The 22775-nt window shown below is 61.9% G+C and carries 22 protein-coding genes; 17 read left to right on the top strand and 5 right to left on the bottom strand.

Annotated features, from left to right (window positions below):
• The first annotated feature begins 154 nt into the window (after positions 1-154).
• Positions 155-1555, top strand: a complete 1401-nt coding sequence (locus NOM67_RS14850) for a TldD/PmbA family protein (protein ID WP_041209967.1) — start codon at positions 155-157, stop codon at positions 1553-1555.
• Positions 1555-2895, top strand: coding sequence for a TldD/PmbA family protein (locus tag NOM67_RS14845; RefSeq protein ID WP_156853075.1), 1341 nt, complete (start codon positions 1555-1557; stop codon positions 2893-2895). The genes NOM67_RS14850 and NOM67_RS14845 overlap by 1 nt, the downstream gene beginning before the upstream one ends.
• 83 nt (positions 2896-2978) lie before the next feature.
• On the opposite strand, the gene NOM67_RS14840 is transcribed toward NOM67_RS14845, so the two are convergent.
• The 3 genes from NOM67_RS14840 to NOM67_RS14830 form a co-directional block, all read right to left on the bottom strand.
• Entirely contained in the window at positions 2979-3740 is a 762-nt protein-coding gene (locus NOM67_RS14840) for an AAA family ATPase (RefSeq protein WP_255938329.1), read from the bottom strand.
• Positions 3701-4099, bottom strand: a complete 399-nt coding sequence (locus NOM67_RS14835) for an AAA family ATPase (RefSeq protein ID WP_255938327.1) — start codon at positions 4097-4099, stop codon at positions 3701-3703. Before NOM67_RS14835 ends, NOM67_RS14840 begins: the two co-directional genes overlap by 40 nt.
• Positions 4100-4257: 158 nt before the next feature.
• A complete protein-coding gene (locus tag NOM67_RS14830; protein ID WP_156853073.1) occupies positions 4258-4746 on the bottom strand; it encodes a zinc ribbon-containing protein in 489 nt (162 codons plus the stop codon).
• Positions 4747-4891: 145 nt separating this feature from the next.
• Here NOM67_RS14830 and leuS point away from each other — a divergent pair, with 145 nt between their 5' ends.
• From leuS to lipA, 14 genes are all read left to right on the top strand, one after another.
• Complete coding sequence (leuS, locus tag NOM67_RS14825) at positions 4892-7468, top strand: leucine--tRNA ligase (protein WP_156853072.1); 2577 nt, start codon at positions 4892-4894, stop codon at positions 7466-7468.
• A gap of 97 nt (positions 7469-7565) precedes the next feature.
• Positions 7566-8048: an LPS assembly lipoprotein LptE gene (gene lptE, locus NOM67_RS14820; RefSeq protein WP_156853071.1), complete on the top strand. Its 483-nt coding sequence runs from the start codon at positions 7566-7568 to the stop codon at positions 8046-8048.
• Positions 8048-9085, top strand: a complete 1038-nt coding sequence (holA, locus tag NOM67_RS14815) for a DNA polymerase III subunit delta (protein ID WP_071913003.1) — start codon at positions 8048-8050, stop codon at positions 9083-9085. The genes lptE and holA overlap by 1 nt, the downstream gene beginning before the upstream one ends.
• On the top strand, positions 9079-9729 hold the full coding sequence (gene nadD, locus NOM67_RS14810) for a nicotinate-nucleotide adenylyltransferase (RefSeq protein ID WP_156853070.1): 651 nt from the start codon (positions 9079-9081) through the stop codon (positions 9727-9729). The genes holA and nadD overlap by 7 nt, the downstream gene beginning before the upstream one ends.
• A gap of 97 nt (positions 9730-9826) precedes the next feature.
• A complete protein-coding gene (gene rsfS, locus NOM67_RS14805) occupies positions 9827-10168 on the top strand; it encodes a ribosome silencing factor (protein ID WP_033112713.1) in 342 nt (113 codons plus the stop codon).
• Between the two features lie 21 nt (positions 10169-10189).
• A complete protein-coding gene (gene rlmH / locus NOM67_RS14800; RefSeq protein ID WP_005335166.1) occupies positions 10190-10657 on the top strand; it encodes a 23S rRNA (pseudouridine(1915)-N(3))-methyltransferase RlmH in 468 nt (155 codons plus the stop codon).
• A gap of 99 nt (positions 10658-10756) precedes the next feature.
• Positions 10757-12679, top strand: coding sequence for a penicillin-binding protein 2 (gene mrdA, locus NOM67_RS14795; protein WP_041209959.1), 1923 nt, complete (start codon positions 10757-10759; stop codon positions 12677-12679).
• A complete protein-coding gene (gene rodA / locus NOM67_RS14790; RefSeq protein ID WP_041209958.1) occupies positions 12672-13775 on the top strand; it encodes a rod shape-determining protein RodA in 1104 nt (367 codons plus the stop codon). The genes mrdA and rodA overlap by 8 nt, the downstream gene beginning before the upstream one ends.
• Positions 13775-14776 carry a lytic murein transglycosylase B gene (gene mltB, locus NOM67_RS14785; protein WP_255938322.1) on the top strand — a complete coding sequence of 334 codons (1002 nt, stop codon included), beginning with the start codon at positions 13775-13777 and terminating at the stop codon, positions 14774-14776. The genes rodA and mltB overlap by 1 nt, the downstream gene beginning before the upstream one ends.
• Positions 14715-15701 (top strand): septal ring lytic transglycosylase RlpA family protein, encoded by a 987-nt coding sequence (locus NOM67_RS14780; RefSeq protein ID WP_255938320.1) that lies wholly within the window; start codon positions 14715-14717, stop codon positions 15699-15701. Before mltB ends, NOM67_RS14780 begins: the two co-directional genes overlap by 62 nt.
• 187 nt (positions 15702-15888) lie before the next feature.
• Entirely contained in the window at positions 15889-17085 is a 1197-nt protein-coding gene (locus NOM67_RS14775) for a D-alanyl-D-alanine carboxypeptidase family protein (RefSeq protein WP_033112718.1), read from the top strand.
• Between the two features lie 282 nt (positions 17086-17367).
• Positions 17368-17631 (top strand): DUF493 family protein YbeD, encoded by a 264-nt coding sequence (gene ybeD, locus NOM67_RS14770; RefSeq protein ID WP_005348100.1) that lies wholly within the window; start codon positions 17368-17370, stop codon positions 17629-17631.
• Positions 17632-17694: 63 nt separating this feature from the next.
• Positions 17695-18372, top strand: coding sequence for a lipoyl(octanoyl) transferase LipB (gene lipB, locus NOM67_RS14765; protein ID WP_033112719.1), 678 nt, complete (start codon positions 17695-17697; stop codon positions 18370-18372).
• Positions 18369-19334, top strand: coding sequence for a lipoyl synthase (lipA, locus tag NOM67_RS14760; protein WP_255938316.1), 966 nt, complete (start codon positions 18369-18371; stop codon positions 19332-19334). The genes lipB and lipA overlap by 4 nt, the downstream gene beginning before the upstream one ends.
• A 392-nt stretch (positions 19335-19726) precedes the next feature.
• On the opposite strand, the gene NOM67_RS14755 is transcribed toward lipA, so the two are convergent.
• Both NOM67_RS14755 and NOM67_RS14750 read right to left on the bottom strand, forming a co-directional pair.
• Positions 19727-20287 (bottom strand): NUDIX domain-containing protein, encoded by a 561-nt coding sequence (locus NOM67_RS14755; RefSeq protein WP_182927999.1) that lies wholly within the window; start codon positions 20285-20287, stop codon positions 19727-19729.
• A 7-nt stretch (positions 20288-20294) separates the two neighbouring features.
• Complete coding sequence (locus NOM67_RS14750) at positions 20295-21095, bottom strand: DUF2989 domain-containing protein (RefSeq protein WP_255938313.1); 801 nt, start codon at positions 21093-21095, stop codon at positions 20295-20297.
• A gap of 211 nt (positions 21096-21306) precedes the next feature.
• Here NOM67_RS14750 and NOM67_RS14745 point away from each other — a divergent pair, with 211 nt between their 5' ends.
• Positions 21307-22740, top strand: a complete 1434-nt coding sequence (locus NOM67_RS14745; RefSeq protein ID WP_255938311.1) for a glyceraldehyde-3-phosphate dehydrogenase — start codon at positions 21307-21309, stop codon at positions 22738-22740.
• Positions 22741-22775: the final 35 nt, after the last annotated feature.

The raw sequence follows: 22775 nt of genomic DNA, 5'->3' as shown, positions 1-22775 counted from the left end.
TGCGGTCGCAGTTATCGCATCGATTTTTTCAATCGGTATCATCCGCTGACGCCATAGCGACATTTGAGTAACGCTCTGCAACAATGGGGCAGCTACACCATCACGCTCGAATCCGGGTCACGAAGGCTGAGACCCGCCCAGAAAAGGAGATCCTATGACGCCACTCTCCCTGTTGGCCCCCGCCATCGCCCGCGACGTGCTCGATCACGCACTGGCACTCGGGGCCGATTTCGCCGAGCTGTTTGTCGAGCGCAAGCGCCGCAGCCAGCTCAGCCTGCTCTCCAGCCAGATAGAGAACATCAGCGGTGGCCTCGATTTCGGCATCGGCGTGCGCCTCTGCTACGGCCACAAGGTACTCTACGGCTACACCAATCTGGCCAGCCGCGACGAGCTGCTGCGCATCGTCACCCTGCTGGCGGCCAAAGACCGCCGCGACCCGGTGGTGACCGCCACCGCCTTCGATTTTACCCGCCTGACCGATCGCAACCCGGTCGCCCTGCCCCTGTCGGCCGACAAGCTGCTGGAGCAGAAGATCGCCTATCTGCACGCCATGGATGCGGTGGCCCGCGCCGAGAGCGACAAGGTGAGCCAGTTCTCCGGCAACGTGCTGGGCTGGGAGCAGGAGGTGGAGATCTTCAACAGCGAAGGGCTGCAAGTCGCCGATCGCCGCCACTACAACCGCATCATGGCCCAGACCATCGCCCGGGAAGGGAGCGAGCAGAGCGTCGGCTATGAGGCCCCCGGCGCCCTGATGGGCTGGGAACATGCCGAACGCATCGATCCGCGCGAACTGGCCCTCACCGCCACCCGTCAGGCGCTGGTGAAGCTAGGCGCAGCCCCCTGCCCGAGCGGCACCCTGCCGGTCATCATGGAGAACGGCTTTGGCGGCGTCATCTTCCACGAGGCGTGCGGCCACCTGCTGGAGACCACCTCGGTGGCCAAAAAGGCCTCGGTGTTCCACGACAAGATGGGCCAGCTTATCGCCAATCCGGTGGTCAATGCGGTGGACGAAGGGCTGCAAGGCAACGTCTGGGGCTCCATCAACGTCGATGATGAGGGGATGGCAACCCAGCATACCCAGCTCATCAAGGACGGTGTGCTGACAGGTTTTCTGGTGGACAGAATGGGGGCGTTGAAGACAGGTTACGCCCGCACCGGCTCGGGTCGGCGCGAATCCTACAAGTACGCCCCCACCTCGCGCATGCGCAACACCTATATCGAACCGGGCAACCACAGCCTCGACGACATGCTGGCCACGGTGGAGCACGGCATCTACGCCAAAAAGATGGGGGGCGGCTCGGTACAGCCCGGCACCGGTGAATTCAACTTCAACGTGCAGGAGGCCTACCTCATCGAGCACGGCAAAATCACCAGACCGCTCAAGTCGGCCACCCTGATCGGCACCGGCCCGCAGGTGCTGAAAGAGATCTCCATGGTGGGCAGCAATCTGGCGCTGGCCGCCGGCATGTGCGGCTCGGTCTCGGGCTCGGTCCCCACCTCGGTGGGCCAGCCGGCGCTGAAAGTGGACAATATTCTGGTAGGGGGTAATGCCTGATGAGCACCATCGACATGAATCAACTGCTCACCCGCCTGCTGGACAAGGTGGCCGATCTCAACGCCGAAGCGGACATCATCGCCAATCAGGAGAAGGCCTTCTCCCTCAAGGCCGACAAGGGCGAACTCGGCGAATACAAGGTGACCAGCAGTCAGCAGCTAGGCATTCGTCTGATCAGGGAGGGCCGGGTCGGCATCGCCTACTCGGAAGCACTCGATGAGGCGGCGCTCGATGCCATGCTGCAGGATGCGCTCGATGCCAGCCGCTTTGCCAAGGTGGATGCGGATCAGCGCATCTCGGTGGCCAATAGCCGGATCACCACAGATTGCGCCGAGATCAACCAGCCCGATACCACGCCGGTTGAGGAGAAGATCGCCCTGGCCCTGCGCCTCGAATCTGACATGCAGGCCATGCCCGATGTGAGCGGCGCCCCCTACAACAGCTTCTTTGAAGGGGAGAGCCAGCTCTGGCTCGCCAACAGTCAGGGCACCCTCTGCCAGCACGGCGAGTTCAGCGTTGGCTGCTACACCTCGGCGCTGGTCGAACGGGATGGCCGCCAGTCGATGCACTCGCAGGGGCAGTATGGCCGTCGCTTCGACGAGCTGGATAGCCAGCGGCTCATCGCGCAGATCTACGCCGTCGCCAGCGACCTGCTACCGGGCGAGGCGGTACCAAGCGGTCGCTACAGCGTCATCTTCAGTACCAACTGCTTCGCCAGCCTGTTTGGCTGCTTTCAGGGGGTGCTGTCGGGCAAGTGGGCCCAGCAGGGGATCAACCCCTGGCGGGAGAAGGTGGGGCAGAGCGTGGCGTCACGCTGGCTCACTCTGGAGAGCCGGGTCTATATGCCGGGCGGCATGAACATCAAGGCGTTTGATGGCGAGGGGGCGGCCACCTCGGATCTGCTGCTGATTGGCGACGGTGAGCTGAAAACCCTGCTCCACAACAGCGCTACCGCCCGTCACTTTGGTGTGGCCAGCAACGGCTCGGCCGCCCGCGGCGCCCGCAGCTCCCTCGATGTGACCGCTCGCCATCTGGTGTTTGGCGCCGGCCCTCACAGCGAAGCGGAGGTGCAGAGCGGCGACTATCTGGAGCTGGTCAAACTCGATGGCCTGCACTCGGGGGCCGATGCGGTGAGCGGTGACTTCTCCTTTGGCGCATCGGGATTCCTCTGTCGCGACGGAGTGCGCCTGCAGCCGGTACGCGGCATCACAGTGGCGGGCAACTTCTACCGCCTGCTGGGTGAGCTGGAAGCGGTCGGCGATACTCTGCACCACAACGATGGCAAGGGCTTCTACGCCCCGCTTATCCGTTTTGGCGGACTCTCCGTCGCTGGCAAATAATCCTGCCTGACTAACGGCGCCCCGGGTCAACGCATGGCCCGGGGCGCCGTTTTTTCATCTCTTGCCCCGCAATTTCAGACCCTTTAATCCTCGTCAAATCGCCACTCGCGACGAGCCGGATCATGCTGGCAGGTCTCCCCGTTAATCATCTGCAAAGGGATGTGGCGACACGGCGCATGGGCTTCGATCGCCTGTGCCAGCACCGGGCTATGGGTAGTCACCCAGAGCTGGGAGTGGCGCGACGCTTCGCCAATCAGCCGGCCCAGTGCCGGCAGCATATCGGGATGCAGGCTGCTCTCCGGCTCGTTCAGTACCACCAGCGGCGCCGGGCGCGGGCTGAGCAGGGCCACCGTCAGGCAGAGCAGGCGCAGGGTCCCATCGGATAACTCGCGCGCCCGCAGCGGACGACGCAGCCCCTCCCGCATCATCATCATCTCGAGCCCCGCTTCGCTGTTCCCCACGTGGAAGCTGGCGTCGGGGAAAGCACGGGCGAGAATATCGTGCAGCAATCGGGCATCGCCAATTTCGACGATGGTGGCAAAGGCCGCAGCCAGATCCCGCCCGTCATGACTCAGCACCGGAGTGCGGATCGCCGGTTGCGGACTGCGCAGGGGGGAGCCGGGAGCGATATCGAAGTGGTGATAAAAGCGCCACTGATTCAGCAGGTGGCGCAATCTGGCAAGTTCGGGATAGCGCTCCGGCTCGGCCAGATGGCCAAAGACCGACTCGTGGGGCAGCATGCCGGGGGCATAGTCCACCTTGTCGCCGTCGATGCCGAGCACCTTGACCGCCTGATTGCGCCGCATCAGCAACCGGTTGGAGGGGGAGCGGCGATCCCCAGCCACGCCTCCTCCTGCTTGATCTCGGGATCGAAGGCGAAATAGGGGCTGACCGGCGGTGGGGGCAAACCTATCTGCAGCTCATAACCGAACAGATCTGCCTGCATCCCGAGAATAATGCGTCTGGGGGCATCAGCCCGATCGCCAGGGCGCAGGCCTCCTGCCCACATGGTCTGGCTGATGCCCCCTTCGGCGCAGATGGCTCGCGCCAACTCTCCGCTGGCTGCGCTCGCCAACAGATGAATGGCGTTGTAGAGGTTGCTCTTGCCGCAGCCATTTGCCCCCTGCACCAGATTGATCCTGCCAAGGGGCATGGATAGCTTGCGCACCGATCGATAGCCCCGGATCCAGATCTCGCTCAACATGGGGATGACTCCTTGCACCTGATAAACGCCCTGAAGGCGAGCCAACCCCGCCGGGCCACAAGGCTACTGTGATCCGCTCGGGAAAGCAGCCCCCTCAGCCGCATGAGAAGAGGCACCCTGAGGTGCCTCTTGCAAGCTGCCTTACTAAAACGACGGGATCAGGGCGAGAGCGGCTCGCGATGATATTCGGCGCAGCCGCATTCGGGGCAGGTATCAAGCTGCTCGGGATGGAGCACTGTATGGCGCCAGCCACACTGGTCGCACACCATGACCCCGAGCCCCACCCAGTCGCCCGCCTCATAGACGCCCTTGTGCTCCAGCTCGTCGGCCAGCTCGCGCCACTCCACCTGGGCGCGGTCAGTCACATCCGCCAACCAGGACCAGGCAGTATCTTTGAGCGCCAGCATAAAGGCAGACTCCTCCACCTGCTCATCCTTGCGCCCCTCGTCATAGTTCCCCAGATCCCGCTTCACATACTCGGCGATCAGCGCCAACTCGTCCTGAGTGAGGTCACTTGCTGCCTCCAGATAGGCCTGCACCTTGGCAATCATCCGGTTGAGGCGCTCCCCCTGGAACTGCTCTGTCTCTTGCCACTGCTTTTGCAGTTCGGCAATGAAGGTTTCATACCCTTTTTGACGTTTGTCCATGGCTGTTACTCCTCTGCTAAATCCCTTTCTGGCCCGGCTTCAGGCTTGACGGATGCTGGCGGTTGTTGCCGCCGCAGGATATGGGTATTCTATTGCGATTTCCCAGCTGATTTATCTATTCATTTCACAGATCCGGATGTCACCAATGCAAGAGCAATACGTTCCCCAATCTATCGAACCAGCAGTGCAGAAGCACTGGGATGCCAAGAAAACCTTCAAGGCCGTGGAGAAAGTAGACAAAGAGAAGTTCTACTGCCTCTCCATGTTCCCCTATCCGTCTGGTCGTCTACACATGGGGCACGTTCGCAACTACACCATAGGTGATGTGATCTCCCGTTATCAACGCCTCAATGGCAAGAACGTGCTGCAACCCATCGGTTGGGATGCCTTCGGTCTGCCGGCGGAAAACGCCGCCATCAAGAACAACACGGCGCCGGCCCCCTGGACCTACGAAAACATCGAATACATGAAGAACCAGCTGAAGATGCTGGGTCTGGGTTATGACTGGGATCGTGAAGTCGCCACCTGCAAGCCGGACTACTACCGCTGGGAGCAGTGGTTCTTCACCAAGCTCTACGAGAAGGGTCTGGTCTACAAGAAGACCTCCTCCGTCAACTGGTGCCCGAACGACATGACGGTGTTAGCCAACGAGCAGGTTGTCGACAACTGCTGCTGGCGCTGTGACACCCCGGTGGAGCAGAAAGAGATCCCCCAGTGGTTCATCAAGATCACCGACTACGCCGAAGAGCTGCTGAACGATATCGACAACCTCGAAGGCTGGCCGGAGATGGTCAAGACCATGCAGCGCAACTGGATTGGCCGCTCCGAAGGGGTCAACATCAGCTTCGCCATCGAGGGTCAGGCTGAGCAGCTGGAGGTCTACACCACCCGTCCGGACACCTTCATGGGCGTCACCTATGTCGGTATCGCCGCTGGCCACCCGCTGGCCCTGCAGGCCGCCGAAAACAATCCGGAACTGGCCGCCTTTATCGAAGAGTGCAAGAACACCAAGGTAGCCGAAGCTGAACTGGCCACCATGGAGAAGAAGGGCATGGCCACCGGCCTCTACGCCATTCACCCGCTGGATGGCCGCAAGGTACCGGTCTGGGTCGCCAACTTCGTGCTGATGAACTACGGCACCGGCGCCGTGATGGCGGTTCCGGCCCACGATCAGCGTGACTTCGAATTCGCCACCAAATATGGCCTCGACATCAAGGCGGTCATCAAGCCGGTTGATGGCGACGTCGACGTGAGCGAAGCCGCTTACACCGAGAAGGGCGTACTGTTCAACTCCGGCGAGTTTGACGGTCTCGACTTCCAGGGCGCCTTTGATGCCATCGCCAACAAGCTGGAAACGCTGGGCAAGGGCAAGCGCACCGTCAACTTCCGTCTGCGCGACTGGGGGGTCTCCCGTCAGCGCTACTGGGGTGCTCCCATCCCGATGCTGACTCTGGCTGACGGTACCGTGGTGCCGACGCCGGAAGATCAGCTGCCGGTGCTGCTGCCGGAAGATGTGGTGATGGATGGTATTCAGAGCCCGATCAAGGCTGACGCCGAGTGGGCCAAGACCACCTACAACGGTCAGGAAGCGTTCCGTGAAACCGATACCTTCGACACCTTCATGGAGTCCTCCTGGTACTACGCGCGCTACTGCTCTCCGGACTACGACAAGGGCATGCTGGACCCGGCTGCTGCCAACCACTGGCTGCCGGTGGATCAGTACATCGGCGGCATCGAGCACGCCTGTATGCACCTGCTCTACGCCCGCTTCTTCCACAAGCTGCTGCGTGACGCGGGTCTCGTGAACAGCGACGAGCCGTTCAAGCGTCTGCTCTGTCAGGGCATGGTGCTGGCCGACGCTTTCTACTACAAGGACGAAAAAGGCGGTAACGTCTGGGTCAGCCCGACCGACGTCAAGGTAGAGCGTGACGAGAAGGGTCGCATCACCAAGGCCATCGATAACGAAGGCCGCGAAGTGATCCACTCCGGCATGACCAAAATGTCCAAGTCCAAAAACAACGGCATCGACCCGCAGCTGATGGTCGAGCGTTACGGCGCCGATACCGTCCGTCTGTTCATGATGTTCGCCTCTCCGGCCGAGATGACCCTGGAGTGGTCCGACTCCGGCGTAGAGGGCGCCCAGCGCTTCCTGCGTCGCCTGTGGCGCACCACCTTCGAGCACGTCTCCGGTGGCGCCGTTGCCGCGCTGGATCTGGCTGCCCTCTCCAACGAGCAGAAAGCGGTACGCCGCGAACTGCACAAGACCATCGCCAAGGTGAGCGACGACGTCGGTCGCCGTCAGACCTTCAACACCGCCATCGCCGCCATCATGGAGCTGATGAACAATCTCTCCAAGCTGGGCAACGACGAGCAGGATCGCGCCCTGATGCAGGAAGCGCTGGAAGCGGTGGTGGTCATGCTCTACCCCATCACCCCGCACATCGGCTTCGAGCTGTGGAAGATGCTGGGCAAGGGCGACGACGTGGATCACGCTGCATGGCCGGTTGCCGATGAAGCGGCCATGGTCGAGACCGAGAAGCTGGTCGTGGTACAGATCAACGGCAAGATGCGCGGCAAACTGACCGTACCGGCCGAGATCAGCCAAGCTGATGTCGAGAAGCTGGCCATGGCCGACGCCTCCGTGCAGAAGTTCACCGACGGTCTGACCGTGCGCAAGGTGATCTATGTACCGGGCAAGCTGCTCAACATTGTCGCCAACTGATTGATCGCCAACGAGCGTTGCCAATCTGTGACAGCAAACGGATGATAACGGCGGGCCCTGCGCCCGCCGCTTTCCCTTAATGCAAAGAGGATTTTCTATGGGCACCATCTTCACCCGCTGGATGGCTATCATGCTGGCAGCCCTGCTGCTGCAAGGCTGCGGTTTTCACATGCGTGGCACCGGCATTCCGGCCGAGCTGAAGACCATGAAGGTCGTGGGCGACAACAAGAGCGACTTCTACCGGATGGTCACCACCCGCCTCAAGGCATCAGGGGTTACCCTGGCCGACAAGGAAGGTATCCCGGTACTGACCCTAGGTGCTATCGGAGCCAGCAATCAGGTCGCCTCGGTCAACGCACAGGGTGTCGATACCGAGTATGTAATGGGCTTCAGCACCCAGTTCACCGTCTCGGTGCCGGGCAAACCGACTCAGGTTTTCCCCATCAACTTCAACCGCAGCTTCCTCAACAAGCCGGATGCCGCGCTCGCCTCTTCCCGTGAGCAGGAGCAGCTCAACCGCGAGATGCAGGAGCAGGCGGCCAACCAGGTGATCCGGCAGTTGAGTCAGGTCAGCTTCTGATGCGGATCTACCCGGAACAGTTTGGTGACCACCTCAAAGCAGGGCTTCGGCCCTGCTATCTCGTTTTTGGTGACGAACCCCTGCTGCGACTGGAAGCCATCGACGCCATCCGTCAGGTCGCCCGCAAACAGGGATTCGATGAACGCCACACCTTCGTGGTGGAGCAGGGGCTGGACTGGAATCAGGTCTACGACGCCTGTCAGGCGATGAGCCTTTTTTCTGCCCGCCAAATCATTGAACTGGAACTGCCCGCCAAGGTCGACAAGGATCTCGCTGCCCGCATCAGCGACATTGGCAAGCAGCTCCACCCCGACCTGCTGCTGGTACTGAGCGGCGGTCGTCTCAACCAGACCCAGATGAAGGCAGCCTGGTTCGACAAGCTCTACCAGATCGGCACCTATGTGCCGGTCAACCATCCGGAGCCCAAGTTCTTTCCACGCTGGATGAGCGCCCGCTTCCAGCGCTTTGGCCTCAAGGCGCTGCCGGATGCCATCAACTTCATGTGCCACTCCTACGAGGGCAACCTGCTGGCCGCGAGCCAGGAGATCGAGAAGTTGACCCTGCTCTCGCCGCCACAGCCCATCAGCGTCACCTATCTGCAGGAGACCATCATCCGCCACGCCCACTTCACCCCGTTCCAGCTGGTCGATACCCTGCTGGAGGGAAAAGTGAACCGGGCCCAGCGCATTCTGGCCGCTCTGCGGGCCGAAGGCACCGAGCCGGGGATGCTGGCATGGACCCTCTGCCGCGAGCTGGAGCAGCTGACCGAGCTGTCGCTGGCGATGCGCAACGGCCAGCCACTGGGGGAGCACTTCAGCCGCCTGCGCATCTGGCAGAGCCGCCAGCAGCTCATTCAACAGGCGCTGACCCGGCTTCCCTTCGCCAAGCTGCAGCAGCTGTGGCAGCTGATGGCGCAACTTGATGACGCCCAGCGCCGCTTTGATACCGAGCAGGCCTGGCTGATGCTGCAGACCATAGCCCTCGGCTTTCGTGACGGTACGCCCCTGCCGCTGGCGATGGAGAGTGCGCCATGCTGAAGGCGCCTATTGGCCTGCTGGGGGGCACGTTCGACCCTATCCATATCGGCCATCTGCGCCCCGCCATCGAGGCGCGCGATGCCATTGGTCTGGCGGAAGTACGGCTGATCCCGAACCATATACCGCCCCACCGCGCCAACCCGCACTGCTCCAGCGAGCAGCGTCTGGCCATGGTCAGGCTGGCGGCGGCAGAGAACCGCCACTTCGTGGTGGATGAGCGGGAACTTTGGCGTGACAAGCCCTCCTACACCATCGATACCCTGATTGAGCTGCGTCAGGAGCTGCCAGATACGCCGCTCTGCTTCTTGATGGGGATGGACTCGCTGCTTGGCCTGCCCGGCTGGCACCGCTGGCGGGAGCTGCTCGACTACGCCCATCTGGTGGTGAGCACCCGCCCCGGCTGGCAACCCGATTATCCGGCCGAACTGGCTGAACTGCTGGCCCGTCATCAGGTCAAAGAGGTAGCCGCACTGCACCGGCAACGGGCAGGCCATATCTGGTTGGCCAGCAACCAACCCATTGAATTGTCTGCTACCCGGCTGCGCGAGCTGCTGGCGACGGGAGAAGATCCCCGTTACCTCTTGCCCGAGCCGGTTGCGCACTATATTGATCAACAGGGGCTCTACCGCGCCATCTGCCGGTAAGACACCCCAGCTGTCCCGTTCCGGTAGGAAACGGGAGTGACCATGATATAATCCGCCGCCCTCACGCTGTCAGGCGCCGGAATACAGGAGAGACTCATTGCAAGGCCAAGAACTTCACGCCTTTATCATCGACAAGATTGATGACATGAAAGGCCGCGATATCATCACCCTCGATGTACGCGGCAAATCCAGCATCACTGACACCATGATCGTCTGCTCCGGCAACTCCAACCGTCACGTCTGCGCCATCGCCAACCATCTGGCCAGTGAAGCCCGTCATGCCGGGCTCGACCTGCTGAGCGTGGAAGGCGAGCTGAGCGGAGAGTGGGTACTGGTAGATATGGGATCGGTGATCGTGCATGTGATGCAGGATGAACATCGTGACTTCTACCAGCTGGAAAAACTGTGGGGCGGTGCCGCTCAAGTGAACACGCAATAACGAGAGCAGCAAAGTACCGACATGAAGATTCAGTTGATCGCGGTGGGCACCAAGATGCCCGCCTGGGTAGAGCATGGCTTTGAAGAGTATCGCCGCCGCTTCCCGAAAGATATGCCGTTCGAGCTGGTGGAGATTGGCGCCGGCAAACGGGGCAAAAATGCCGATATTCCCCGCATTCTGCAAAAAGAGGGGGAGGCCATGCTGGCTGCCGCGGGGCGCTCCCGCATCGTCACCCTCGACATTCCGGGCAAGCCATGGACCACGGAGCAGCTGGCTACCCAGCTGGAGGCGTGGAAGCTCGATGGCCGCGATGTCGCCCTGCTGGTAGGCGGGCCGGAAGGCTTGTCACCGGAGTGCAAGGCAGCCGCCGAGCAGAGCTGGTCGCTCTCGCCGCTGACCCTGCCCCACCCGCTGGTGCGGGTACTGGTCGCCGAGAGCCTCTACCGTGCCTGGAGCATTACCACCAATCACCCGTATCACAGGGAGTGAGCCAGGATGTGGCTCACCCTCCCCGACACACATGCGAATCACAGAGAGTGAACAATGCCGCTCCTGCTGTTATTGCCCCAATGGTTCTGAGGTAAAGGCATGCTGAAACAACGCATCGAGATGCGCGATCACAGTGCCGAGGGCAATCTGTTCTTCCGGCGCACTCTGGTAGCCTACATCGGCATCGTCGTGCTGATGCTGGTGCTGCTGGGCAATCTCTATTACCTGCAGGTCGAGTCCTACGACACCTACCAGACCCGCTCCAACTCCAACCGCATCCGGGTGGTGCCGGTGGCGCCGCCGCGCGGCCTCATCTATGACACCAACGGCGTGCTGCTGGCGGAAAACCGCCCCGTCTACAGTCTGGAGATTGTCCCTGAAGAGACGCCGGATCTGGCCAAAACCGCCGATGAGCTGGTCGCCCTGCTGGGCCTGCCGGAGGGGACAAAAGAGAAGTTTCTGGCCGAAGTGAAGCGCCAGCGCCGCTTCAAGCCGGTCGCCCTCTACGAGAAGCTGACCGAGTATCAGGTGGCGCTCTTTTCGGTGAACCAGCACAACTACCCGGGTGCCAGCATCGAGGCTTACCTCAAGCGCTACTACCCGTTTGGCGACACCCTCACCCATGCGCTGGGCTACGTGGCCAAGATCAACACCCGCGACGTGGAGCGCCTCGACAAGGAAGACAAGCTCGCCAACTACGCAGCCACCAAGGATATCGGCAAGCAGGGGGTGGAGAAGTATTACGAGGATGAGCTGCACGGCGTGGCGGGCTATCAGGAGGTCGAGGTCAACAACCGCGGCCGGATTGTCCGCACCCTCAAGTTCCAGCCCCCAGTTCCGGGCAAGGATATCTACCTCAACATCGATGTGCGGCTGCAGCTCAAGGCCCAGCAGTTGCTGGCCGGCCAGCGCGGTGCCATAGTGATGATGGATCCCAAAACCGGCGCCATTCTGGCCATGGAGTCGAGCCCGAGCTACGACCCCAACCTGTTCGTGACCGGTATCTCGGGCCCCAACTACTCGGCGCTGCTCAACGATCCGGCGCGGCCGCTGGTCAACCGCACCACCCAGGGCATCTATGCTCCCGCCTCCACCGTCAAACCCATGATGTCCATCATGGGCCTCAACGAAGGGGCCATTACCCCGGGCTATCGCTACTTCGGTGGCCCCAGCTTCTCCATTCCCGGTACCACCAAGAAGTTCCGCGACTGGCGCCGCTGGGGTCATGGCTGGCTCGATGTCTATCGCGCCATCGAGGTATCGGCCGACACCTACTTCTACGATCTCGCCTACCGGGTCGGCATCGACAAGATCCACAGCTACATGACCAAGTTCGGCTTCGGTCAGTACACCGGTGTCGACCTCTATGAGGAGAGCAAGGGGGTGATGCCGTCGCGGGACTGGAAGATGGCTCGCTGGCGCCAGCCCTGGTATCAGGGGGACACCATCTCCATCGGTATCGGTCAGGGCTACTGGAGCGCCACCCCGCTGCAGCTGGCCAAGGCGATCAGCATCCTGACCCAGAACGGTCACGACGTTACCCCGCACCTGCTCAAGAGCACCGCCTCGCAGGCGGGCGTGGTCGATGCCCCGGTCAACCCCAACATCGCCCTCAAGCTCAAGAACGACAGCTTCTGGAAAGTGGCGCAAGAGGGGATGTGGCGCGTCAACCATGGCAGCGAAGGCAGTGGTCGCCTGTCGTTTGCCAAGGCCCCCTACTCCTCGGGTGGCAAGTCGGGCACCGCTCAGGTGGTCGGTCTGAAAGAGAACCAGGTCTACAACATCAAAACCGTCAAGGCGGAGCATCGCGACAATGCGCTATTCGTCGCTTACGCCCCCTTTGAAGCCCCCAAGGCGGTCGTTGCGCTGGTGCTGGAGAACTCCATTGGTGGTGGTGGTGGCCGTGCCGCATCCCCCATCGCACGCCAGATGATGGATGCCTTCCTGCTGCCGCCCGAACCACAACTGCCACCGGCACCGGAAAAGCCGTCCAAACCGAGTGAGGTTGCTACCAATGAGTAATTCAGCCCGCCAGCAGAGTATCTGGTACAAGCTGCACATCGACCTTCCCCTGCTGCTGGGGTTGCTGGCCGTCATCGCCCTCTCCATGGTGGTGCTCTACTCCGCCTCCGGCCAGGATATGGACTCCATCGTGCGCCAGCTGGTGCGCGGCGGACTCGCCTTCGCCCTGATGATCGGCATGGCCCAGCTGCCGCCCTCCCTTTACGCCCGCTGGTCGGTGCCGCTGTTTGTCGGGGTGGTACTGCTGCTCATCGCAGTGGACGTATTCGGCCATATCGGCAAGGGGGCCCAGCGCTGGCTCGACTTGGGCTTTATGAAGTTCCAGCCCTCCGAGGTGATGAAGCTCTCCATGCCCATCATGGTCGCCGCCTGGCTCAGCCGTCACTCGCTGCCCCCCAAACTCAGCCACGTGGTGATAGCCCTCATCATGGTGCTGCTGCCGACCCTGCTGATTGCCGCCCAGCCTGACCTTGGCACCTCCATCTTGGTGGCTGCCTCAGGCTTCTTCGTCATCTTTCTGGCGGGGCTCAGCTGGTGGCTGATCGGACTGGCGGTATTGCTGATCGCGGCCTTTATGCCGGTGCTCTGGTTCTTCCTGATGCACGACTATCAGCGCCAGCGGGTCATGATGCTGATCGACCCGGAGAAAGACCCGCTCGGCCGCGGCTACCACATCATCCAGTCCAAGATTGCCATCGGCTCCGGCGGCGTCTTTGGCAAGGGTTGGCTGCAGGGCACCCAGTCCCAGCTGGAGTTTCTGCCCGAGCGCCACACCGACTTTATCTTCGCGGTATTCAGCGAGGAGTTCGGTCTGGTGGGGGTAGCGCTGCTGCTGGTGCTCTATCTCTACGTCATCAGCCGCTGCCTCTTTATCTCGATGCAGGCCCAGAACAGCTTTGAACGGCTGCTGGGTGGCGCCATCACCCTCACCTTCTTCGTCTATGTGTTCGTCAACATGGGCATGGTAAGCGGTATCCTGCCGGTGGTAGGGGTGCCCCTGCCGCTGGTGAGCTATGGCGGCACCTCCATGGTGACCCTGATGGCCGGTTTTGGCATACTGATGTCCATCCAGACTCATAGAAGACTGCTTGCCTGATGCGTCTGGCTGGTTTTTTGCTCTCGCTCGTTGCCCTTACGGCAGAGGCGGCCGTCGAACCTGCCGTGCTCGCTCGGCTTGCCGAACAGCAGCAGGTACCACTGGCCGAGTTGCAGGCGGCGGTGGCCAGCGCCCGGCTAAGGCAGGAGGTGCTCGACACCATCAGCCGACCGTGGGAGGCCAAACCCTGGCACCGCTACCGGCCGCTGTTCGTCACCCCGGATCGCATCCGGGATGGCCTGCAGTTCTGGCAGCAGCATGCCGCCACGCTGGCGCGAGCCGAGCAGACCTATCGGGTACCGGCCTCGCTTATCGTCGCCATCATCGGCATCGAGACCTTCTACGGTCGCCAGATGGGCCGTCATCCGGTGCTGGACAGCCTCTACACCCTGGGGTTTCACTACCCCGAGCGCAGCGATTTCTTTGCCAAGGAGTTTGCCCAGCTGGTGTTGCTGGCCAAAGAGGAGGGGTGGCAACTCGATACCCTCAAGGGCTCCTATGCCGGGGCCATGGGGATGGGGCAGTTCATGCCCTCCAGCTATCGCCACTACGCCGTCGATTTTGACGGCGATGGCAAACGGGATCTCTTCGCCAATCCGGCCGATGCCATCGGCAGCGTGGCCAACTACTTCGCCAGCCACCAGTGGCGCTGGGGTGAAGCGGTGGTCGAGCCGGCCCAGATCGGGCTGATGGCGGTTGATCCCCTGCTCAGGCGAGAGCCCGAGCTGACACAACAGTGGTCAGAACTGGCGGCGGCAGGGATTGAGCTCGCCACGCCGCTGGCCCCGCAGACGCCGGTCAAGTTACTGGCATTTGATCAAGCCGATGGACCGGAATACTGGGTCGCACGGCATAACTTTTATGTGATCACCCGCTACAATCGCAGCCCGCTCTACGCGATGGCGGTGTATCAACTTAGCCAAGCCATTCAGGAAGCGTATGCATCTTCGTCACAAACTCCTCCCGCTCAGCCTGAGCTTGTTGCTGGCCGCCTGCAGTAGCAGCCAGCCGGAACAGTCCGCCCCGGTCGATCTGCCGCCCGCCAGCAAACCGCCCGTTATCGAGATCCCGCAAGCCACCGGCGCCATCCCGCGCCCCGAGCCCCTGAGCACCAGCGGCAACCGGGACTACTGGCGCGGCCAGGAGAAATTCGAGGTGTGGCGCGATATCAAGCACTACAGCGAAGAGGGCACTGCCAGCTGGCTCTCCCCCTCCCTCGATGGCCAGAAGACCGCCAATGGCGATGTACAGGACAGCAAGCTGTTCAGCGCCGCCCATCGCAACCTGCCGCTGCCAAGCTACGTGCGGGTCACCAATCTGGACAACGGGCTGGAGACCATAGTGCGGGTCAACGATCGCGGCCCGTTTGACAGCAGCCGCCTCATCGACCTCTCCCCCGCCGCCGCCAAACAGCTCGAGATGATCGAGGGTGGCGAGGCGCGGGTGCGGCTCGAACTCATCAACGACACCCCGGATCAGATGGTGATCATGGAGCCGATGAAACCCATCGAGATGACGCCGACCGCCCCGGCTGCCGCCGCTGCACCTCAGGCGATGTCACAGGATGGCTTCATCGGTCAACCGACCGAGCTCGCCATGGCTGCACCGGCCGCAGAAGCGGCGCCCGTCAAGGCACCCGCCGCCAAGCCAGCCAAAGCGGCACCGGCCAAACCGGCTCCGGCCAAGGCGGCAGCCCCTGCCAGCAGCGGTGACGGCAAGATGATCCAGGTGCTGGCCAGCGGCTCCCAGCAGCGGGCCGAGGCGATGGGCAAGGTGATGACCCAGCGTTATGGCCTCCCCTACCGGATCGATAGCCATGGTGCCATTTTCCGGGTGCTGATTGGCCCTGTTGCGACCGACCAGCAAGCCGCAACATTGGAAAAAGTGCGTCAGGGTGGCCTCGAACAGGCCTTTATCGTTCCCTGATCGTTACCCTTTTGCTGCGGGTGTGACTAACCGCTTACTTACCGCCATCACGTCGTTTTATGGCGTGCTGGCGTTAAGTGATGGATAAAAAACCAGTTCTGATCGCCATGTCGGGCTATAACCTGCGGGCGCATCTGGTATAGTTAGGCCCGCATTTTATCCCCATCTGGATCGCAGGAATTTCAAGATGTCCAAATTTGCCCGTTCAGTTCTTCTGGCCTCACTGATCAGCGCCACCGCTCAGGCCAATACCCCGATGCCGGCTCCTACTCCGAACAGCAACCCGGTTGTTGTTCCCGCCGCACCCGAGATCTCCGCCAAGGCCCATATTCTGATCGACTACTACTCCGGTCAGGTGCTGGCCGAGCAGAACGCCGAAGAGCGCCTGCCGCCCGCCAGTCTGACCAAGATGATGACCTCCTACATCATCGGCCAGGAGCTGCTGAAGGGGAACATCAAGCGCACCGACATGGTGACCATCAGCCAGAACGCCTGGTCCAAGAACTACTCCGACTCCTCCAAGATGTTTATCGAGGTGGGTAAGCAGGTCTCCGTCGATGACCTGAACAAGGGCATCATCATCCAGTCCGGCAACGACGCCTGCGTCGCCATGGCCGAATTCCTGGCCGGCAGCACCGACTCCTTCGCCAGCCTGATGAACAGCTGGGCCGCCAAGCTCGGCATGAAAGACAGCCACTTCATGAACCCGCACGGTCTGGATGCGGAAGGTCACTACAGTACCGCTCACGACATGGCCCGTCTGGGTCAGGCACTGATCCGCGACCTGCCGGAGGAGTACAAGATCTACTCCCAGAAGTCCTTCGTCTTCAACGGCATCACCCAGCACAACCGCAACCGTCTGCTGTGGGACCAGTCCCTGCAAGTTGACGGCATCAAGACCGGCCACGTCAGCCAGGTCGGCTACAACCTGGTCTCCTCCGCCACCAACAACGAAGGCATGCGCCTGATCGCCGTGGTGCTGGGTGCCAACAGCGAGGCCTCCCGCGCCGCCGAGAGCAAGAAGCTGCTCACCTACGGCTTCCGTTTCTTCCAGAGCCTGACCCCCTACAAGGCGGGCACCGTACTGGTCACCCAGAAGATCTGGATGGGCGACAAGCCGGAAGTGAAACTGGGCGTCGACAAGGATATCTCCGTGCTGGTCACCCGCGGTCAGGGCAACAACCTCAAAGCAGACTTCCAGCTTGAGAGCGAACTGAAAGCCCCGCTGGCCAAGGGTCAGCGCGTCGGTACCGTGTTCCTGAAACAGGGCGACAAGGAGATCAAGCAGGTGCCGCTGGTTGCTCTGGAAGATGTGCAAGAGGGTGGCCTGATGAGCCGTCTGTGGGACTACCTGGTGATGCTGGTTTCCAGCTGGTTCAAGTAATCGGGACGCACAATCCTCACCATACAGCGGCGCCAACAGGCGCCGCTGCTGTTTCTGGTGGCTCCAGCCAGTGAATAACCCTGTAAACTGCAGGTTCCGCCCCATGCCGATTTGTGGTAAAAAGCACCACCCCCACTCATGTCTGACGATCCGGGCCTTGATCCCGGCACGGGCCATGCCCATATAGACTTGAGATGGCGGCCCTCGCGGGCCATCGGCCAAGCGCCAAACAAGAGTGCGTCATCCCGTGACGACGCCATGAAGACACCCAAAGGTGAGTAAATGAATACCAAGTTTGACGAACTGCTGGAGTTTCCCTGCAAATTCCCGTTCAAGGTACTCGGCATTGCCGACCCGGCGCTGCCGGACATGGTGGTTGAAGTGCTGCAGCAGCACGCCCCCGGCACCTACAGCCCGACCGTCCAGCCCAGCTCCAAGGGCAACTACCACTCGGTTCGCGTGACCGTGACCGCCCAGAGCAAGGAGCACATCGAAGCGATGTACACCGCCCTTGGCAAGATCGAGCTGGTGAAGTACGTACTGTAATGTCTCTCTCGCCCCGTTCTGCGGGGCGACTGTTTTTGGCCATTGAGCCGCCGTGAGGAAGCCATGTCATCCGGGATCCCCGCCCAGAACACGCTTATCGTCAGACATCTGGGTCGCCGCCCCTACCAGCCGGTATGGGACGCCATGAAAGCCTTCACCGACAACCGCACCGGCGACACCCCCGACGAGTTCTGGGTGGTCGAACACGATCCCGTCTACACCCAGGGTCAGGCCGGCAAGGCCGAACACCTGCTCAACCCGGGCAATATCCCGGTGGTGCAGAGCGATCGCGGCGGTCAGGTGACCTATCACGGCCCGGGCCAGCTGGTGCTCTACGTGCTGGTGGATGTGCGCCGCTGCAAGTTTTCGGTGCGCGAGCTGGTGACTGCGCTGGAGACGGCCATCATCAACACCCTGGCGAAAAGCGATATCGCGGCCTACGCCAAGGCTGATGCTCCCGGGGTCTATGTGAAAAACGACCTCGGCATGGAGGCCAAGCTGGCCTCGCTCGGCCTGCGCATCCGCAAGGGGTGCTCGTTCCACGGGCTGGCCCTCAACGTCAACATGGACATGACCCCCTTCCTGCACATCAATCCGTGCGGCTATGCGGGCATGGCCATGACCCAGACCAGCGCCCTGGGCGGCCCGCAAAGCGTGGCCGAGGCGCAATCCATTCTGGTGGCCGAGCTGGCCCGCCTGATTGGCTATCAAACAATAACAAACACCGAGAGTGAATCATGAGCAAACCCGTTCGTATGGAGCCGGGCGTCAAGCTGCGCGATGGCGACAAGATGGCCCTGATCCCGGTGAAATTCATGCCGGATCCCAACGAGGAACTTCTTCGCAAGCCGGACTGGATGCGGATCAAGCTGCCTCCCTCCAGCCAGAAGATCGAGCACATCAAGAGCACCCTGCGCAAGAACAAGCTGCACTCGGTATGTGAAGAGGCCTCCTGCCCCAATCTGGCGGAGTGCTTCAACCATGGCACCGCCACCTTCATGATCATGGGCGCCATCTGCACCCGTCGCTGCCCCTTCTGTGACGTGGCCCACGGCCGTCCACTCCCCCTCGATCCGGAAGAGCCGAAGAAGCTGGCGCTGACCATCAAGGAGATGAACCTCAAGTACGTGGTGATCACCTCGGTGGACCGCGACGATCTGCGTGACGGCGGTGCCCAGCACTTCGCCAACTGCATCCGCGAGATCCGCGAGCACAGCCCGCAGACCCGCATCGAAATCCTGACCCCGGACTTCCGCGGCCGGATGGAGCAGGCCCTTGAGGTGTTCCGCGAGACCCCGCCGGATGTGTTCAACCACAACCTGGAAACTGCCCCGCGCATGTATCGCGTTGCCCGCCCGGGTGCCGACTACAAGTGGTCGCTGGAGCTGCTGCGCCGCATCAAGGAGATGCACCCCCACGTACCGACCAAGTCCGGTCTGATGATGGGCCTTGGCGAGACCAACGAAGAGATCGTCGAGGTGCTTAAAGATCTGCGCGCCCACGGCGTCAATATGCTGACCCTGGGTCAATATCTGCAACCGAGCCGCCACCACCTGCCGGTGAAGCGCTACGTGCCGCCCGCAGAGTTCGACGAGCTGAAAGATGTCGCCATGGAGCTGGGCTTTACCCACGCTGCCTGCGGCCCCTTCGTGCGCTCCTCCTACCACGCGGATCTGCAAGCCAAGGGCGAAGAGGTCAAATAACCTCGCAGCAAAGAGGGGCCAAACAACCCCTCCTCTCGCCAGCAGCAACAAAAAGAGCGCCCCGAGGCGCTCTTTTTTATGGCTCAGCTCTTTTTATGGTTCATCTCTGCTGGCTGATGCTGCGCTATCAAGACCGCCGACACCACCCGCAAGCATCTGTTTAGCTGGTATGACGGCAGATCGGGCACTGCTTTCTGGCCATCATGGCCGGCAAGCCCGACGCATCGGCAAGGCAAATTGTCTCATCAGTGCAACATATGGAAAATTCCAACCGGTTTATTTGCAACAATCTGAGCCGTGAAACCGTCCGCTATACGAGCAGGCAAGGCGCGATGCCACCCCCGATATAAACGACAAAGAGAGGCATAGCGCCCCCTTGTCACTCCTGATGGTCACTCCTCCTCGAAGCGCCCCTGCTGATGCCAGCGCTGCAACTGGGCCAGCACCCGGGTTTCCCGCGCCGTCCACTGGGGGCATGGCCCCGCCAGCTGGGTCTTGTTGGTCTGCAGCGCCTCATCGATCGCAAACCAGCCCGGCACAAAGCCAAGCCGGATCTCGTAGGGCTGCGGCTGCGGCGCTACCAGCTGCTCGCCAATCCGGCACAGATAGTAGAGCGAGCGGATGCAGTAGGCATCGAACCCCAGCTCGCGGGCGGCGCGATACTCGCGGGTCTCGCCAAGCAGGGCGCCAACGTCCAGCAGCTCGGCGCCGCACTCCTCCAGCAGCTCGCGGGCCAGCGCCACATGGTGGCTCTCCCCCGCCTCGATGCCGCCACCGGGGAACATCAGATCGCCGTTGACCCGGGAGTGAACCAGCAGCAGCTCGTCGCCGCGCAGCACCACGGCGCGCACCGTGAGGCGCTCCAGGGTGCGGCCATCGGTGGTTATCTCGCCATGCACAAACGAGAGGTCGAAGGGCTCGGGCCAGACGCTGGCCCCGGATGGGTTACTCATCATCTCCTCAGGGTCGGTAGCTGCCGCCTTGCAGTTGCCGGACGATCTCGGCCGCCTGGGCATCGAGGGCATCCTGACGGGGCTTGCTCAGGCTGTAGTAGAGGCCAAAACGCTTGGCGGAGACCTCGGGGTTGTTCGGGAAGGCTTCGCTCACCTTGCCCCACAGATAGGCCTGCTCATACTGCTTCTGGCCCATGTAGAGGGTGCTGAGGGAGGTGAGCAGACGGCTGTTGACCTGCTCCCCCTCGCGATAGAGGGAGAGGCCGTGGTGCAGGATGGCGATGGCCTTGTCCGGCTCGCTCTTGGCATAGATACCGGCCAGCACCAGCTGCAGATCGGGCTCTTCCAGCCCCTTGCTCCCCTCCTGCGCCAGAAACTGCTGGCGAGCCCGCTCGTCACTGTTGTTGGTCCAGTGCCAGAGCAGCAGGTAGGGATCCTGCGAGTTGCGGGTCGCCGCATCGAGCCGGGCCAGCTGATCGCCGGCGGCCAGCATCCCCTCCACCCGCGGGCTTTTCTGCTCGCGGGCCCGCTTGTACTCGATGTTGGTGGAGTGCTCGGCGCACTTGATGTAACGCTCCAGACTGCGCATCAGCTCGTAGCTGCGGCGATCGCTCTGCTCCTCTTGCAGGTAGAAGCGGCTGCGGATGACAGCGGTGCGTTCGTAGCGGCACCAGCCGTCGTCCACCAGATCCTGACAGAGCTCGGGGTGATTGCTGCAGATGGTGTGGAGCCGATCGTTATCGCAACCGGCGACGGCAAGGCCGGCCGAGAGGATAAAGAAAGGTTGTCGCAGGGCAGTGGGGATCATGGCTCACATCTGGTTGATAACAGTGACTGGCAACAACTGGAGCCTTATGTGGCCACCTTCGGCTAGCAAACCGGTTACATATCCATTACAATGCGCGCGCCGTATAAGGCCGCGATTGCAGAATACTATAACGAAATCGACACCCCTACACTGATCTGCATTCGACGAATTTTCTATTTGCACCAACAACGTGAAATAAAGGATCTGGTCAATGACCCACGAGCACTATCTGCAAACGTGGCAGGAGAGCCAGGAGCTCGCCGAAGCCATGCAGCCCTTGATTGGTCGCCTCTACCGACAACAAGGGGTCGAGATCACCCTCTACGGCCGCCCGCTGCAAAACGCCTCCACCATCGATATCCTCAAGGCCCACCGGGTCGTTCGCCGCCACCAGGGCGCTCCCCTCCCCATCCAGCAAAGCTTCCCCCTGCTCCAGGCCATCGTTGCCCTCAAACCCACCGCCGCCGAGGTAGACCTTGGCAAGCTGGCGGTCGGTTACTGGCAGGATCATCAGGATGAGGCGGGGATCGAGGACTATCTGCAAGCGCGACTGGCACCGGCCCTTGGCCGCAGCCAGATGCCGCAGCCGACCGACGTGGTGCTCTACGGCTTTGGCCGCATCGGCCGCCTGCTGGCCCGCCTGCTCATCGAGCGCACCGGCGCCGCCAATCCGCTGCGCCTGCGCGCCATCGTGGTGCGTGGCGGTCGCGACGGAGATCTGGAGAAACGCGCCAGCCTGCTGCGCCGCGACTCGGTGCACGGCCCCTTCAACGGCTCCATCGAGGTGGATGCGGAGCGCAGCGCCATCATAGCCAACGGCACCTTCATTCAGGTGATCTACGCCAACAGCCCGGCCGACATCGACTACACCGCCTACGGCATTCACGATGCGCTGATCGTCGACAACACCGGGGTCTGGCGCGATGAGGCGGGTCTCTCCGAGCACCTGAAAGCGCGCGGTGCCGGCAAGGTGCTGCTGACCGCTCCCGGCAAGGGGGAGATGAAGAACGTGGTGTTCGGGGTCAACCACGAGGTGATTGGGCCGGATGACAAGATCATCTCCGCCGCCTCCTGCACCACCAACGCCATCACCCCGGTGCTCAAGGTGATGCAGGAGCGGTACGGCATCCGCCACGGCCACGTGGAGACGGTCCACTCCTACACCAACGATCAGAACCTCATCGACAACTATCACAAGGGCGAGCGCCGCGGTCGCAGCGCCGCTCTCAATATGGTGATGACCAGCACCGGCGCCGCCAAGGCGGTGGCCAAGGCGCTGCCCGAGCTCAAGGGCAAGCTGACCGGCAACGCCATCCGGGTGCCGACCCCCAATGTCTCGCTGGCGATTATCAATCTGTCGCTGGAGCAGGCCACCGATCGGGAGAGCCTCAACGCCTATCTGCAACAGATGGCGCTAAGCTCGGCCCTGCATCGCCAGATCGACTTCAGCGCCAGCACCGAGCTGGTCTCCTCCGACATGGTGGGTTCCCGTTATGCGGGCATCGTCGACTCCCAGGCGACCATCGCCGAGGGGGATCACTGCGTGCTCTACGTATGGTATGACAACGAGTTCGGGTACAGTTGTCAGGTAGTGCGGGTGATGGAGCAGATGGCTGGCGTAGTCCGCCAGGATCTGCCTGCCTGATCCCGATTCGTCATGACTCAATGTGCAAGGAGAAG

This window comes from Aeromonas sp. SG16, assembly GCF_024436135.1.
GTDB classification, from domain to species: domain Bacteria; phylum Pseudomonadota; class Gammaproteobacteria; order Enterobacterales; family Aeromonadaceae; genus Aeromonas; species Aeromonas jandaei.
This window is presented reverse-complemented; position numbering and strand designations above follow the sequence as displayed.

Excerpts from the sequence above, each read along its gene's own strand:
- NOM67_RS14775 (WP_033112718.1), top strand. The coding sequence starts at position 15,889 with ATGTCCAAATTTGCCCGTTCAGTTCTTCTGGCCTCACTGATCAGCGCC.
- mrdA (WP_041209959.1), top strand. The coding sequence starts at position 10,757 with ATGCTGAAACAACGCATCGAGATGCGCGATCACAGTGCCGAGGGCAAT.
- nadD (WP_156853070.1), top strand. The coding sequence starts at position 9,079 with ATGCTGAAGGCGCCTATTGGCCTGCTGGGGGGCACGTTCGACCCTATC.
- NOM67_RS14845 (WP_156853075.1), top strand. The coding sequence starts at position 1,555 with ATGAGCACCATCGACATGAATCAACTGCTCACCCGCCTGCTGGACAAG.
- lptE (WP_156853071.1), top strand. The coding sequence starts at position 7,566 with ATGGGCACCATCTTCACCCGCTGGATGGCTATCATGCTGGCAGCCCTG.
- NOM67_RS14830 (WP_156853073.1), bottom strand. The coding sequence starts at position 4,746 with ATGGACAAACGTCAAAAAGGGTATGAAACCTTCATTGCCGAACTGCAA.
- NOM67_RS14755 (WP_182927999.1), bottom strand. The coding sequence starts at position 20,287 with ATGAGTAACCCATCCGGGGCCAGCGTCTGGCCCGAGCCCTTCGACCTC.
- lipB (WP_033112719.1), top strand. The coding sequence starts at position 17,695 with ATGTCATCCGGGATCCCCGCCCAGAACACGCTTATCGTCAGACATCTG.
- NOM67_RS14745 (WP_255938311.1), top strand. The coding sequence starts at position 21,307 with ATGACCCACGAGCACTATCTGCAAACGTGGCAGGAGAGCCAGGAGCTC.
- leuS (WP_156853072.1), top strand. The coding sequence starts at position 4,892 with ATGCAAGAGCAATACGTTCCCCAATCTATCGAACCAGCAGTGCAGAAG.
- rodA (WP_041209958.1), top strand. The coding sequence starts at position 12,672 with ATGAGTAATTCAGCCCGCCAGCAGAGTATCTGGTACAAGCTGCACATC.
- rlmH (WP_005335166.1), top strand. The coding sequence starts at position 10,190 with ATGAAGATTCAGTTGATCGCGGTGGGCACCAAGATGCCCGCCTGGGTA.
- mltB (WP_255938322.1), top strand. The coding sequence starts at position 13,775 with ATGCGTCTGGCTGGTTTTTTGCTCTCGCTCGTTGCCCTTACGGCAGAG.
- NOM67_RS14780 (WP_255938320.1), top strand. The coding sequence starts at position 14,715 with ATGCATCTTCGTCACAAACTCCTCCCGCTCAGCCTGAGCTTGTTGCTG.
- NOM67_RS14750 (WP_255938313.1), bottom strand. The coding sequence starts at position 21,095 with ATGATCCCCACTGCCCTGCGACAACCTTTCTTTATCCTCTCGGCCGGC.
- NOM67_RS14850 (WP_041209967.1), top strand. The coding sequence starts at position 155 with ATGACGCCACTCTCCCTGTTGGCCCCCGCCATCGCCCGCGACGTGCTC.
- lipA (WP_255938316.1), top strand. The coding sequence starts at position 18,369 with ATGAGCAAACCCGTTCGTATGGAGCCGGGCGTCAAGCTGCGCGATGGC.
- holA (WP_071913003.1), top strand. The coding sequence starts at position 8,048 with ATGCGGATCTACCCGGAACAGTTTGGTGACCACCTCAAAGCAGGGCTT.
- NOM67_RS14835 (WP_255938327.1), bottom strand. The coding sequence starts at position 4,099 with ATGTTGAGCGAGATCTGGATCCGGGGCTATCGATCGGTGCGCAAGCTA.
- ybeD (WP_005348100.1), top strand. The coding sequence starts at position 17,368 with ATGAATACCAAGTTTGACGAACTGCTGGAGTTTCCCTGCAAATTCCCG.